The 13,881-nt window shown below is 61.5% G+C and carries 12 protein-coding genes, 1 pseudogene and 1 riboswitch; of the genes and pseudogenes, 5 read left to right on the forward strand and 8 right to left on the reverse strand.

Features of this window, described 5'->3' with window-relative positions; translation table 11 throughout:
• Positions 1-2: 2 nt before the first annotated feature.
• The 4 genes from ctaD to LG30_RS0104210 form a co-directional block, all read right to left on the reverse strand.
• Positions 3-1,589 (reverse strand): cytochrome c oxidase subunit I, encoded by a 1,587-nt coding sequence (ctaD, locus tag LG30_RS0104195; protein ID WP_033129467.1) that lies wholly within the window; start codon positions 1,587-1,589, stop codon positions 3-5.
• A gap of 9 nt (positions 1,590-1,598) precedes the next feature.
• A complete protein-coding gene (coxB, locus tag LG30_RS0104200; protein ID WP_238566379.1) occupies positions 1,599-2,783 on the reverse strand; it encodes a cytochrome c oxidase subunit II in 1,185 nt (394 codons plus the stop codon).
• Between the two features lie 254 nt (positions 2,784-3,037).
• Positions 3,038-5,110 (reverse strand): tRNA(Met) cytidine acetyltransferase TmcA, encoded by a 2,073-nt coding sequence (locus LG30_RS0104205; protein WP_033129468.1) that lies wholly within the window; start codon positions 5,108-5,110, stop codon positions 3,038-3,040.
• A complete protein-coding gene (locus LG30_RS0104210; protein ID WP_033129469.1) occupies positions 5,107-5,421 on the reverse strand; it encodes an HlyU family transcriptional regulator in 315 nt (104 codons plus the stop codon). Before LG30_RS0104210 ends, LG30_RS0104205 begins: the two co-directional genes overlap by 4 nt.
• Positions 5,422-5,559: 138 nt before the next feature.
• Here LG30_RS0104210 and LG30_RS0104215 point away from each other — a divergent pair, with 138 nt between their 5' ends.
• From LG30_RS0104215 to LG30_RS0104230, 4 genes and pseudogenes are all read left to right on the forward strand, one after another.
• Positions 5,560-5,766, forward strand: a complete 207-nt coding sequence (locus LG30_RS0104215; RefSeq protein WP_033129470.1) for a bacterioferritin-associated ferredoxin — start codon at positions 5,560-5,562, stop codon at positions 5,764-5,766.
• Positions 5,767-5,926: 160 nt separating this feature from the next.
• The gene (gene bfr / locus LG30_RS0104220) at positions 5,927-6,406 is read left to right on the forward strand and encodes a bacterioferritin (RefSeq protein WP_033129471.1); all 480 of its coding nucleotides are present in this window, start codon (positions 5,927-5,929) and stop codon (positions 6,404-6,406) included.
• A 202-nt stretch (positions 6,407-6,608) separates the two neighbouring features.
• Positions 6,609-8,714 (forward strand): annotated as a pseudogene (locus LG30_RS20925) (DUF885 domain-containing protein).
• Positions 8,715-8,802: 88 nt separating this feature from the next.
• Positions 8,803-9,261, forward strand: coding sequence for a methylglyoxal synthase (locus LG30_RS0104230; RefSeq protein WP_033129472.1), 459 nt, complete (start codon positions 8,803-8,805; stop codon positions 9,259-9,261).
• A 66-nt stretch (positions 9,262-9,327) separates the two neighbouring features.
• Here the strand turns inward: LG30_RS0104230 and LG30_RS0104235 are convergent, their stop codons facing one another.
• Positions 9,328-9,915 carry a superinfection exclusion B family protein gene (locus LG30_RS0104235; protein ID WP_033129473.1) on the reverse strand — a complete coding sequence of 196 codons (588 nt, stop codon included), beginning with the start codon at positions 9,913-9,915 and terminating at the stop codon, positions 9,328-9,330.
• Between the two features lie 170 nt (positions 9,916-10,085).
• Positions 10,086-10,195, forward strand: a riboswitch (yybP-ykoY riboswitch).
• A gap of 88 nt (positions 10,196-10,283) precedes the next feature.
• Here LG30_RS0104235 and LG30_RS0104240 point away from each other — a divergent pair.
• Positions 10,284-11,270 carry a sodium:calcium antiporter gene (locus LG30_RS0104240; protein WP_033129474.1) on the forward strand — a complete coding sequence of 329 codons (987 nt, stop codon included), beginning with the start codon at positions 10,284-10,286 and terminating at the stop codon, positions 11,268-11,270.
• A gap of 89 nt (positions 11,271-11,359) precedes the next feature.
• Here the strand turns inward: LG30_RS0104240 and ansB are convergent, their stop codons facing one another.
• The 3 genes from ansB to LG30_RS0104255 form a co-directional block, all read right to left on the reverse strand.
• Positions 11,360-12,418: an L-asparaginase 2 gene (gene ansB / locus LG30_RS0104245; protein ID WP_033129509.1), complete on the reverse strand. Its 1,059-nt coding sequence runs from the start codon at positions 12,416-12,418 to the stop codon at positions 11,360-11,362.
• 128 nt (positions 12,419-12,546) lie between these two features.
• Entirely contained in the window at positions 12,547-12,741 is a 195-nt protein-coding gene (locus LG30_RS0104250) for a heavy-metal-associated domain-containing protein (RefSeq protein ID WP_033129475.1), read from the reverse strand.
• A 64-nt stretch (positions 12,742-12,805) separates the two neighbouring features.
• Positions 12,806-13,768 carry a LacI family DNA-binding transcriptional regulator gene (locus LG30_RS0104255; RefSeq protein WP_033129476.1) on the reverse strand — a complete coding sequence of 321 codons (963 nt, stop codon included), beginning with the start codon at positions 13,766-13,768 and terminating at the stop codon, positions 12,806-12,808.
• Positions 13,769-13,881: the final 113 nt, after the last annotated feature.

Here is a 13,881-nt window from a genome sequence, read left to right on the forward strand (position 1 = left end):
CCCTACTGCACTTCTGGTGGGGTCTTGAAACTGTGGTAAGGCGGGGGAGAGGGCAAGGTCCACTCTAGCCCTTCCGCCCCCTCCCACACCTGGGCTGTGGCCGGCTTGCCCCCCCTGATACATCTGATCACCCCCCAGACGAAGAGCAGCTGCGACAGCCCGAAGGCAAAACCACCTATGCTGATAAACATATTGAAATCAGCGAATTGCAACGCATAGTCGGGGATCCGGCGGGGCATGCCCGCCAGCCCGACGAAGTGCATGGGGAAGAACAGCATGTTGACCGAGATCAGCGAGCACCAGAAGTGCCACTGCCCCAGCCGCTCGTCATACATGTGCCCCGTCCACTTCGGCAACCAGTAATAAGCCGCGGCCAGGATCGAAAAGACGGCGCCGGTGACCAGCACATAATGGAAATGGGCCACGACAAAATAGGTGTCGTGATATTGGAAATCGGCCGGGATCATGGCCAGCATCAACCCCGAGAAGCCCCCTATGGTGAACAGGGTAATGAAGGCGATGGCAAACAGCATGGGGGTCTCGAACGTCAGGGAACCCCGCCACATGGTGGCAACCCAGTTAAATACCTTCACCCCGGTCGGCACCGCGATCAGCATGGTGGCGTACATGAAGAACAGTTCGGCGACCACCGGCAGCCCAGTCGTAAACATGTGGTGAGCCCAGACCATGAAGGACAGCAACGCTATGCTGCTGGTGGCATAGACCATGGAGCGATAGCCAAACAGTTTCTTGCGGGAGAAGGTGGGAATGATGCTGGATACTATGCCAAAGGCCGGCAGTATCATGATGTACACCTCCGGATGGCCAAAGAACCAGAATATGTGCTGGAACATCACCGGATCCCCTCCTCCGGCCGCATCGAAGAAGCTGGTACCAAAATACTTGTCCGTCAGCACCATGGTCACCGCCGCCGCCAGTACCGGCATGACCGCAATGAGCAGGAAGGCCGTGATCAGCCAGGTCCAGACAAACAACGGCATCTTCATCCAGCCCATGCCCGGCGCCCGCAGATTGAAGATGGTGACGATGACGTTGATGGCCCCCATGATGGATGAGATCCCCATGATATGGATGGCGAAGACGAACAGCGCCGTGCTGTTGCCGCTGTATTTGGTCGACAAGGGGGCATAGAAGGTCCAGCCCGAACTGGGGCCGCCGCCCTCCATGAACAGGCTCGACAGCAGGATCAGGAAGGCAAACGGCAGGATCCAGAAACTCCAGTTGTTCATCCGGGGCAGCGCCATGTCCGGCGCCCCGATCATCATGGGGATCAACCAGTTGGCCAGGCCGGTGAAGGCCGGCATCACGGCACCAAAGACCATGATGAGGCCGTGTACCGTGGTCATCTGATTGAAGAACAGCGGCTCGACCAGTTGCAGCCCAGGCTGGAACAGCTCGGCCCGGATCACCATGGCCATGGTGCCGCCGGTGAAGAACATGGCCAGGGCGAAGAGCAGGTAGAGGGTGCCGATATCTTTGTGGTTCGTGGTATAGAGCCAGCGCCTCAGCCCCGATGCCGGCCGGTGGGAGTGGTCTGCGTGCAGGGTATCCGTGATTCCATCACTCATGCCGGCTCCTCACTTGTCATTTTTCAGAAGGGACTGCACATCGGCAGCCTGAATGAGGTCACCGGTATTGTTGCCCCAGGCATTGCGTTCATAGGTCACCACGGCGGCAAGCTCCTGGACCGTGAGCTGCTTGCCGAAGGGTTGCATCGCCGTCCCGCTCTTGCCATGCAGGACCAGGTTCAGGTGCTGGGCCCGGTTATCAGCCAAGGTGGTGATCTTGCTGCCCTTCAGCGCGGGGAAGATGCCAGGCAAGCCGGTACCCGCGGGCTGATGGCAGGCGGCGCAGTGACCCAGGAATACCTTCTCCCCCAGCTCCATGGCCTGTGGCAGGGTCATGGTTTGACTGGCCAGGTCTTGCTGCTGGGCCTTGGCGGCAGCCTGATCATCTGCAGTCTTGGCAATCCAGCCATCAAACTCTTCGGCCGATTTTGCCACCACCACTATGGGCATGAAGCCATGATCCTTGCCGCATAGCTCAGCACACTGCCCCCGATAGGTACCGGGTCTATCTATCCTGGTCCAGGACTCATTGATGTAGCCCGGGTTGGCATCCTTCTTCACCGCGAAGGCAGGCACCCACCAGGAATGAATGACATCATCCGAGGTCATCAGGAATCTGATTTTCTTGCCGACGGGCAATACCAGAGGGCGATCGACCTCCAGCAAATAGGTGGCGCTCTTGGGCTGTTCACCCGAGATCTGTTTCTTGCTGGTTGCCAACAGGGAATAAAACTCCACCGGGTGCTCGAGATATTTGTAATGCCACTTCCATTGAGATCCTGTGATGAGCACGGTCAAGTCGGCCTTGGAGGTATCTTCCATCGTCAACAGGGTCGAGGTGGCCGGGGCGGCCATCGCCACCAATATCAGCACGGGGATGGCGGTCCATAGCAATTCGATGCGGGTACTCTCATGGAATTGGGCGGCCTTGGCGCCACGGGATTTCCGATGATGGATAATGGACCAGAGCATGGCCCCGAACACGAGCAGCCCGATCAGACAGCAGATATAGAAGATGGTCATGTGCAGGTCATAGACCCGCTGACTGATAGCGGTAGCCCCGCGCGTCATGTTGAATGTTATTTCGCTGGCGGAAACATTGCCGCCAGCGAGACATATCAGCCATGCACCATGGTTAATTGCATTTTTTCCCACATGGCACTCCCTGTGCACGCTAGAAAAGATGGTGAGCATTCACCGCTGACATAACTAACCATCTGAAAATAATGCATTTATTAAAATCACTTTCACAATCAAGTATTAGTCCATATTCCGAAAAAGCCAAAATAAGGCCGATTAAGATGGACTTATCAGAGCGGCTTTCATCGAATCTTACGGTGAGCCGATCTCCAGAAGAGTGGCAGATAAACAAGGGGCGCATGGCGCCCCTTGTTTATCTATGCTGACTCACCATGACGGTTTGCCGACCCAGGCCGTCCCCTTCTGCCTCAGCCCCTGTCCTCGCCCCCGTCCAGCAACCGGGCCAGCAAGGTCCTCAGGGACTTGATCAGGGCAGGCTTGCCCGCCAGTTTCAGCGCCCTGGCCAGCTCGGCCCAGGGGGCATATTGCCAGATGCTGGCGATCAGCAGCCGGCGCTCGCCGGGCTCCAGCTCATCCAGTGCGGCCACCCGGGCAGCCAGCCAGCGTTGCAGGCTGGACTGGCACAGCTCGAACGGCTTGTGATGATGGGCAAAGCACATCAGCTCCTGGTACTCAAACTCATCCGGATCGGCCACATCGGTGACCATATCCCCGCTCAGACATTGCCAGATCAGCTCGGTATCCAGCCCCCTGAGCTCTCCCGCCAGCAGGGTCGGCAGCTGGCGCACAAAGCGCCGTCGCCATTCTGCCAGCTCCGGTTCCAGCGCCGTTTTCAGCGGCTTGAGCAGCAGGGCCGCATGGCTGCCGCTGGCCGCGTCCCGTTGCAGGCCGATGCGCAACACCCTCAGCCCCGCCTTGCGCCAGAAGGGCAACAAGTCGGGGCTGGCGGAAAAGGCGGAGCCCAGATAATCGAGCCCCAGTGCGCGGTAGTGGGCCTCCAGCTTGCCCAGCAGCAAGGAGCCCAGCCCGTGGCGATGCAGCAGCGGATGGATGGCGATGCGCATCACCCTGGCATAGCTGCACTCGCCCGCCGTGGTGAACCCGGCGTGGGCGAGCAGGGACTGGGGCAACAAATGACCCCGGGGTCGTCGCCGCCCGGCCCAGATATCGCTGGCCAGCGCCGGCGCTATGTTGCCTTCCCGTGCCACCAGCGCGACCCCGAGCAGGCTCTGCTCTTGCTCCAGCAGGTGGATGTCGAGATCCGGGCTCTCCAGCAGGGATCTGAGATCGCTCGGGCTGGTCTGGTAGTGGGCCAGCACCAACAGGCCGAACACCTGATCGAGCAGCGCCTCATCCTCCGCCAGCTTGTCTTGCCCGATCTGCCGCCAACCTGGCGCCGTCGGTGGTGGTGGGGGCAGGACCTCGGCATTGAGGCCGAGCAGGCGAAATACCAGTGGCTCCAGCGGATCGTGCTGGCTCCAACGAATGGGTTCGGCCAGGTGCAGTTCGTGCCAGTCCGGGGTCTGCCGATCCAGTACCCGTTTGAAACGCAGATGAAAGCCGCGCCCGGTACCCTCATAGCCGTGCTCCGTGGTCGCGAAGACGATGCGGCTGTGGCGAGCCAGCATGGCCTCAAGCAGAGGGGTCGGGATGGCTGCCGCCTCGTCCACCAGCAGCAGCGCCGGCTGAAGATCCCCCTGCTCCAGCCGGTCCGGTGATACATAGCTCAGCCCAGCCAGCCGCTCCGGCGTGCTCGCCAGCGCCTCGGCGGCATGGGCAAACAGGGTCGCCACTGTGGCCTGGGACGGGGCCGTCACCACTATCTGCAGGGCGGGATCCTGACGCAGCAAGTCGGCGGCGGCGAGACCAAGCAGGGCGCTCTTGCCGCGGCCACGGTCGGCGCTGAGCACCAGCGGGCGGCCACGATGACCATGCAACACCTTGTGGATCGCGGGCAGGGCATGAGCCTGATCGGCACTGAGTGGCCGGCCGGGTCCCAGGGGTTGCCAGGGTTCCACCCCGGTCAGCGGGCTCAGGGAGAGCGCAGGATCCCCCGCCAGCAACCGCACCAGCCGGGCGATAAAGCCGTGGCCCGCCCGATCAACGTCCTCCGGCTGGGCCACCAGCCGCAGCCGGTCCGGATCAGGATAAGTGGGCCACTGCGCCCGGGGCGGTGTCAGCAGCAACAGCAGACCACCGGCGCGCAGCGTGCCGGCCAAGGCGCCGAAGGCATCGGGATGAAAGCCGCTGAATGCGTTTAGCACGAGCGTGTCACACTCCTGGCCCAGCCGCTGCAACGCCTTGGCGGCCGGCAAGGGGGCGTACTGCTCAGGCCCCTCCCCCAGCCAGAAGACAGCCTCCCCGAGCAGGGGCTCAGCCCGGGCGATGCAATCCGCCTCCACCCCTTCCAGCCAGATCAGACGCCGCTCGCCACCATGGGCGAGCGCCAGGCGCAGGGTGCTCGACTCGGCGGGGGTCATGAGGCGCCGTGGTCGCCGGATTTGACGCGGGGCTCGAACATGCGCACCCCCATCTGATCGATGAAGGTATGCGCCTTCTGCACCATGAAACGCTCGGCATCGGCCGGGCTCGCGAACAGATCGGAGCGGATGAAGCGGTGGGTCTGCAGGGCGCCATCCACTTCCTTGGTGATGCGGCCCGCCAGCCGGTATTGCCCCCCTTCCGCCATGGGTTCGGGGTAGATGAGATAACCGGCGTATTCGGTCGGGGTCACCTCGATAACAGGTGTCGGCTGGCCTTTGAACAGGGTGCTGAACAGTTTCTTGAGCATAATAGTCTCCTCTCTGATGGGAGCATTGTCCCCAAGGGGTGAGTGGCTGGCAAGCGGGTGAGCTTATTCCTAATCGTTATTTGCATTGCGAACGGTTCTCATTTAGATTTCATCTCAATCCAGCATGAGGTCAGAATTATGTACGTGTGTTTGTGCCGCGGCATCACAGATACCCAGATCCGCAAGGCGGTACAGGCAGGCAAGACCGAGTTCCGTCAACTGAAACAGTCGCTGCAAGTGGGTGCCCAGTGCGGCAAGTGTGTACGAATGACCATGGAGGTCATCGCCGCCGAACTCGACAAGGTGGAATCGGATCAGGCGCCGCTCTATTACGAAGTGGCCTGATACCGCGATTTGATTTTCTACGCAGATCCCTCACGGGATCCCCGCACCCTCAGGCGAGCGAAATCGTCGGCCCTCTTATGGTCATCTTTCTGGACTAAGCTCTAGTGATCGATGCCTCAGGCTCACATAGCCGCAGGCACGAACATAAGGAGTAATGTCGATGAAAGGAGATCCCAAGATCATTGCCCACCTCAACAAGGTGCTGGCCAATGAGCTGGTTGCCATCAACCAATACTTCCTGCATGCCCGTATCTACGATGACTGGGGCCTCAAGAGGCTCGGGCACAAGGAATACCATGAGTCCATCGATGAGATGAAACATGCCGACGAACTGGTCAAGCGGGTGCTGTTTCTGGAAGGACTGCCCAACTTGCAGGATCTGGGCAAGTTGCGCATCGGTGAGACGGTAGAGGAGATGCTGCGTTGCGATCTTTCGTTGGAAATGGATGCCATTCCCGACCTGAAAGTGGCCATCACCTATGCCGAATCCGTCCATGATTACGTCAGCCGTGACCTGTTCCAGGAGATCCTGGAAGACGAGGAAGAACACGTGGACTGGCTGGAAACCCAGCTCGATCTCATCGAACGCATCGGTCTGGAAAACTATCAGCAATCCCAGCTGCACTCGGCATCATCCTGAATAGTTATGCCGTGAGACACTCGCTTCCCAACCCGCTCCGGCGGGTTTTTTCATCTTTGAACGCATAGCTTTTCATCAGGCTTATCCATATGAAATTCAACGCTATTTTTGTTAAGTGAGTCGCAAAAGGCGGCGGTCTGACGGTGCACTATTGGAGCCCCTTAATGGGACTCATAATAACAAGGCATTAAAGGACTAAACCATGCACTTCTCACTCGACAAGGTGGCGCTGGGTTGCGCCATCGCCTTCTCCCTCACCGCCTGCAACGACAACAGCTCCAATGCCCCGGCGGATCCCGCCGCCACCAAGGCGGCCCTGATGCAAACCATGGACGATGCCCTGCGCGAGAGCCTGGCGCTGGATCCCTATGGCTTTGCCATCGACGAGCAGACCCTCGCCAAACGCAAGGCGCTCGACGGGTCGCTGCTCAAGCGGCTGGATGCCATGGACTCGAACGTACTGAGCGAGCGGGATCGGCTGTTCTACGACATGATCCGCTGGGATCTGCAGATCAACCTGGCCGGCTACGAGCTGCCCCAATCCCAGATCCCCATCCATCACTTCCGCAACCGGGTGGTGGATCTGGCCGATGAGGTCGGCGCAGCCCCCGCCAACGGCAGGGCCGCCCGCACCGTCAGCAGCGGCTTCGACTATTTCGAGCAGAGCTCGGCAGATAGGGTGGCACCGGGCGATGCAGCCTGACGGCGGGATCTCGACCGCACGGCCACGGCACCTGCGCCGGCCATTCAGGCACGGGCGTCGACGGCACCCCTCGTCTGGTATCAGGAGCATCTGACCTGGCTCAAGGCCTATGACGCCTATCTGGCCGAGGTGAAGTACCAGTTCGAACTGGGCAGCGCCCAGGGCAATACCTTGCCGGATGAGCTGGTGGACCGACTGCTGGCCCAGCTGAACAGCAAGCTGGATGGCGAGGCGATCGCCGGCGCCTACCTCGGCTGGCAACAGTTGCCCGGCGAGGCTGACGAGGCGCTGCGCACCGACTACAAGGCCGTGCTGGACAGCATCAACGACCGCTATCTGGCGCTGCGAGACTATCTGGATTATCGGCATGGCGGTGCCTATGCGGTGCGTCTCGGCAGCGGCGAGTGCGATGACGGCTTCTGCGGCATGACGGACGGTCGCGACTGGTACCGCTGGCTGCTGAAGAAACACAGCACCACCAACATGACGCCGGAGGAGGTGCATGAGCTGGGGCTGAGCGAGGTGGATCGGATCTTCGGCGCCATGGTCAAGGTGTGCCACACCGTCGGCCAGTGCGACAGCGAGGAGGTGGCCAAGAGCAAGCAGAGCGGCCAGATCTACGCCTTCTTCCGCTATCTGAACGAGCCGGGCTTCTTCTACCAGAATCCGCTGTCGGCCTGGTCTGCCAGCCTCAATCCGGGCAACGCGGCCGGGGCTGCACTGAGCGAACCTCAGCAACAGGCGCTGGCCGAGCATGAGCGGGCGCTGCGGGAGTACAACGCCTTCAAGAGCAAGGCGGCGCTGGTGCTGCCGGACTTCTTCGATGCCGAGCGCACCATTCCCAAGCTGGACTACGAGGTGGTGCCCGTCGCCTACGGGGATGCGCCCTACGGCGGGGTCGCCTGGTATCAGGACGGCAATCCCCAGACCGGGCGCAAGGGGCAGTTCTTCCTCAACACCTTCTACCCCTATGGCCTGCAGAGCTGGAACATCAGCACCCTGCTGGCCCACGAGGGCGCGCCGGGCCACCACTTCCAGATCACCATAGCCCAGGAGCTGGCGGCCAAGGATCCCGACTTCCCGCAGTACGTGGCGAACGCCTCCTACACCGCCTATGCGGAAGGCTGGGCGCTCTACACCGAATACCTGGCGGATCACGACATGGGGCTCTATCAGGGCCGTGGCCTCTACGACCCCGCAGTGGGAGATGCCAAGGTGGAGGGCTCGCCTGCGTTCAACAACCAGTTGCAGTACTTCGGGCGCCTCAACGAGGAGATGCTCAGGGCCATGCGGCTGGTGGTGGATACCGGCATTCACTGGTATGGCTGGAGCCACGACAGGGCCGTCGGCTACATGCAGGAGAACTCGGCGCTGGGGGCGGGAGACATCAGCTCGGAGGTGCCGCGCTACATGGCCTACACCGGCCAAGCCACCTCCTACAAGGCGGGTCAGCTGGCCCTGATCCGGATGCGGGAATCCGCCGAGCAGGCCCTGAGCGGCAGTTTCGATCTCAAGGCCTTCCACCACCAGGTGCTGGAATACGGCATGCTGCCCATCTCGGTGCTGGAGCAGAAGAACCGGCAGTGGATAGAAGAGTCGAAGTGATCACAGATACGGCGCCCGGCAAGGCAGCGGGCGCCGCTTTCGATTAGGATACGACTCAATTTCCTTCACATTGCTACGGAAGACTTCCATGGAACTGATTGCACGTGAGATGGCCCCCCACAAGCGGGTTGCCCTGGTGGCTCACGACAACATGAAAACCCCCTTGCTGAACTGGGTGCTGCGCCGCAAGGAGGAGCTCAAGCTCCACCACCTCTATGCGACCGGCACCACGGGCACCCTGCTCGGCAAACAGGCACAGTTGCCCATCACCTGCCTGTTCTCCGGCCCCATGGGCGGCGACCAGCAGCTCGGCGCCCTGATCGCCGAGGGCAAGATCGACGTGATGATCTTCTTCTGGGATCCCCTCAATGCCGCGGCCCACGATCCGGATGTGAAGGCGCTGTTGCGTCTGGCGGCGGTGTGGAACATCCCGGTCGCCACCAACGAGGCGACCGCAGACTTCATCATGGACAGCCCGCACATGCAGCGCGCCTTCAGCATACAGGTGCCGGACTACGCCGGTTACCTCAAGGCACGCACCGAGTAACCAGCGCCAGACAGCAAAGAGCCGGACACATAGTCCGGCTCTGTTTATTTCAGGATGACGACAGGCTTAGCGCTGCAGGCTCTTCTGGGCGAACTTGGGCCTGGCGTTCATGATCTGCTCCACCTGCTCGTCGCTCATCTTGCCACGGGAGAGCCCCAACACCTTGTAGGTGAGCAGCGGCCGCGCCGGCAGGGCGATCATCAGGGCGCGGATCTGGTTCTCGTCCTCTTTCTCACGCACCGGCTTGCCGTAGGCATAGGTCAGCACCCCGGCATCCATCAGGTTTTTGACGGCGGGCTCGGTGATCGGCAAGTTTATGACGCTTTTACGCTGCAGCACGAACTCGCGCAGCACCGCCTTCTCGTTGAAATCGAGGAAGCCGATCATCTGGGCCAGCAGCCCCTGCTGACGGCGGGACTGCCACTCGTCACAGGCCCACTCCCAGGCGATCAGGAAACCCTGGCTGCAGAAGTAGGAGATGGCGATCAGCATGCCAACCCCGAGCCAGGCGGCATGTACCGTGGCCCACTGGCTGACGGCCCCCTTCATCAGGCCGGCCGGAAACAGCAAGATGATGCTGCAGCAGAGCAGCAACCAGACCATGAGCCAGTTGAGGCGGTTCAGCTGATAGAAATGTTGGATCCACCGTTTCATCGTTCATCCTTCCCAGAGCATTGTGGACAGTACTCAGCTGATAGCAATCGCTGTGCCAATGCGCAGCTAAGGTGGGCAAGGAAACAGACCGGGCGTTACATCCCCTTACAACTTGTTGATCCCATTATTATTAATTTCCCTTGTGAGACGGCCACCGGGTTGGTAAAAAACCTGCACTGTCATTGGGGAGTAGCAACCCGCCCGTGATCCGGGCAGGGCTCATGTCAACATTCTTGGATCTGCCGATCCATGGCATGAGCGGCGATAGCATCTATCGCTCTGCAAGACCTTTGGCCTCGATATGCTAGCCAGCCAGGCGAGCCGTATCGGGTCCATCGGTTGTTCTGCTCGCCTGGCGGTTGCCCATCATGCCGATCACCCTGCTGTTGTTCCTGCTCTCCGCCGTCACCATCTATCTCGCCTGCGAATATTTCGTCAACGGCATCGAGTGGACCGGTCATCACCTCAAATTATCCCAGAGCGCCACCGGCTCCCTGCTTGCCGCCCTCGGCACGGCGTTGCCGGAGTGCATCGTCACCCTGAGCGCCCTGCTGATGGGGGATACCTCTGCTCAGCAACAGATCGGGATAGGCGCCGCCCTCGGCGGTCCGCTGGTGCTCTCCACCCTGGGTTATGCCGCCGTCGGCCTGACCCTGCTGCTCTGCCTGAACCCTGACCAGAGGGTCATAGATAACGAGGTACAACGCGCCATAGGCCGGGATCAACGCTGGTTTGCCGGCATCTTCCTGGTGGCGGTGGCGCTCGGCATGGTGACCCTCACCGGCAAGGCCTGGCTGGCGCCGCTGTTCGTGCTGATCTATCTGGTCTATGTGCGGCGTGAGCTGAGGCAGACCGACAGCCATGAGGTCTCGTTGCCGGACCCCCTCAAGCTGGATCCCGGGGCCAGGATCCCGGCGCGGGGCAAGGTGTGGCTGCAGACCCTGGGGGCACTGCTGGTGGTGACGCTGGCGGCTCAACTCTTTGTTCATCAGCTGGAGAGCATGGGCGAACTGCTCGGCCTCTCCCCCGCCTTGGCGGCCCTGTTGCTGAGTCCGGTGGCGACCGAGATGCCGGAGCTGATGAACGTGCTGATCTGGGTGCGCCAGGGCAAGAACCGGCTGGCGCTGGCCAACATCTCCGGCGCCATGATGATCCAGGGCACCATTCCCAAGGCATTCTGCCTGCTGTTCACCCCCTGGTTGCTGGACAGCACCATGCTGGTCTCCTCGCTGGTGACCCTGCTGGCGGTGGTGCTGCTGTGGTGGGGCTTTCGCCGGGGGAGGATGACGGCGGCCAGGCTGGCCTGGGTGGGGCTTATCTATCTCGCTTTCTGTGGCTGGCTGTGGGTGAGCTGAGGGCACGGCTTGCCCACGAGAAAGGGCAGGATGAAATCCTGCCCTTGTTTATTTTCATGGGGTTATGTCAGCCGGGTTGAGCCCCGGGATCAGAACTGCTGGAACCAGCGCTGGATCTGGGCCGGATCCTTGCTCTGGGTCAGGGAGAGCATCAGCAGGATGCGCGCCTTCTGCGGGTTCAGGGTGCCGGCGGCCACGAAGCCGTACTTGGCGTCATCGATCTCGGCATCCAGGGTGGTGGCGCCGGTCGGCACGCGGGCGGAACGCACCACCCGGATGCCATCCTTGCTCGCCTTGGCCAGGGTATCGAACAGGGTGTGGTAGAGGTTGCCGTTGCCCACGCCGGCGCTGACGATGCCGTCAAACTTGGCATCCACCATGGCTTTGGCGGGCAGATCGGTGGCGTTGGCGTAGTTGTAGACGATGCCCACCTGCGGCAGCTTGTCGAGCTTGCTCACGTCGAACGGGGTCTTGCTGGTGTGCAGGCGGGCCGGGCTGCGCTGGTAGTCGATCTTGCCGTTGTGGATGTAACCGAGCGGGCCGAAGTTGGGGGCGGCAAAGGTCTGCACTCCTGTGGTGTTGGTCTTGGTGACGTCACGGGCGTCCAGCACGGTGTCGTTCATGGCCACCATGACGCCACGGCCCTTGGAGTCGGGATCGGAGGCGGTGACCACGGCGTTGTACAGATTGAGCGGGCCGTCGGCGCTCATGGCGGTGGAGGGGCGCATGGCGCCGACCAGCACCACCGGCTTGTCGCTCTTGACGGTGAGGTTGAGGAAGTAGGCGGTCTCCTCCATGGTGTCGGTGCCGTGGGTGATGACGATGCCATCCACGTCATCCTTGGCCAGCAGCTCATTCACCCGTTTGGCCAGCTTGAGCCACACCTCGTCGTTCATATCCTGGGAGCCAATCTTGACCACCTGCTCCCCCTGCACCTCGGCCACGTTCTTCATCTCAGGCACGGCGGCAATCAGGGTCTCGATGGCCACCTTGCCGGCCTCGTAGTTGGACTGGGTCGCAGACTGACCCGCCCCGGCGATGGTGCCGCCGGTCGCCAGGATGTGCACGCTGGGCAGCGCCATCGCCAGGGGGGAGAGGGTCAGGCCGAGTACGGTGGCGAGCAGGGTCTTGCGGATAGGGAGGGTCATGCTGCAATCCTTCTGGATGGTTGATTGCAGCATTTTTATTCTTTTTAAACCGAATTTAAGTGATCACTCTCACCATTAAAAACAAGTAAACAGAATATTAGTCTGTTTTTTACCTCTATGGTGTTAGTTCACTCTACCGAGAAGCCCTTGGCCTCGATCAGGGCGACGATCTCGGCCTTGCTCAGCTCGCTCTCGACCACGGCCTTGCGGCTATCGAAATCGACACTGGCCTGGGTGACGGCGCTCTGGGCCAGCAGCGCCTTCTGCAGGCTGGCGGCGCAGCCACCACAAGACATGCCGGATACGGTGAGTTCGATAGTCATGATTGCTCTCCTCTCTGTGGGTGTGATCTCAGCCTAAAGCTGCCGCCAGCGGCAAGGTCAAGCCTCAACGCGCCACCACGGATTCACGCACTATGAGGCGACCGTGAAACTTCAGCTGCTCATCGGCAGGAAGCAGGCTCTGGGCCAGCTGCGCCTGCAGCAGACGCACGCACTCCTGCGCCAACCGCTCGCTCGGGTATTCGATGCAGGTGAGCGGCGGCGTCAGCTGATCCGCCAGCGGGGATCCCTCCAGGCTGATGACGGAGACATCCTGAGGGATGTTGAGATTGAACTCCCGCAGCAGCCGCATGGCCTCGGCGGCCAGGGTATCGTGCTGAACCACCAGCGCGGTGAAAGGCAGATAGCGGTTGAGCAGGCCGAGCAGGGCCTGCTGGTTGCCGGTGCCATCGATCACCAGCTGACCGTTGTAGGGCAGCGACTGCTGCTGCAGCGCCTGCTGATAACCCTGAATGGCATGCTTCCCGGCCGGAGAGTGTTTGTCGTCGAGCATCAACACCAGCTGGCGGTGCCCCTTGCCGAGCAGGAAACGACAGGCGCTCTCGGTGGCGAAGGTCAGGTCATAGCAGAGATTGAGATTGTCCGAGTCGCTGACGCCATCGAGCTGGATCAGCCTGTCATCCGCCTGCAGCGCCTGCTTGGCGCCGATCACCAGCACCCCATCGCAGCGCCCTCCCAGCAACTCGTCGACCGCTTGCTGCTGTTGGGCCAGCCCTTCGGCGAAACGCACCAGCATGCTCTTGCCGGCCCCGGTGAGGAAGCCGTCGATCAGGGGCAGCATGCTGGCAAGGTGTCCCCCCAGCTGGGGAGAGAGGATGACGCCGATGCAATCGGTCGCCTGGGTGGCGAGGGAGCGGGCGGTCGCATTGGGACGAAAATTCAGCTGCTCCGCCGCCTGCAGCACGGCCAGCCGGCTCTCCTCACGCACTCCGCGCGAGCCGCTCAGGACGCGGGAAACGGTGGCTTTGGATACATTCGCGAGACGCGATACGTCGGTAATATTGGCCATGGCTTCATCAACGGTAACCGGTTAACAGGTTTCCATCCTAGCACAAGCCGATGCCGGCCGGTAAGGGTTGCCTCGTTGCGCCGACGGAAAAGGGGAGCCCGGGCTCCCCTCTG

Source organism: Aeromonas aquatica (genome assembly GCF_000764655.1).
In the GTDB taxonomy this organism is placed as follows: domain Bacteria; phylum Pseudomonadota; class Gammaproteobacteria; order Enterobacterales; family Aeromonadaceae; genus Aeromonas; species Aeromonas aquatica.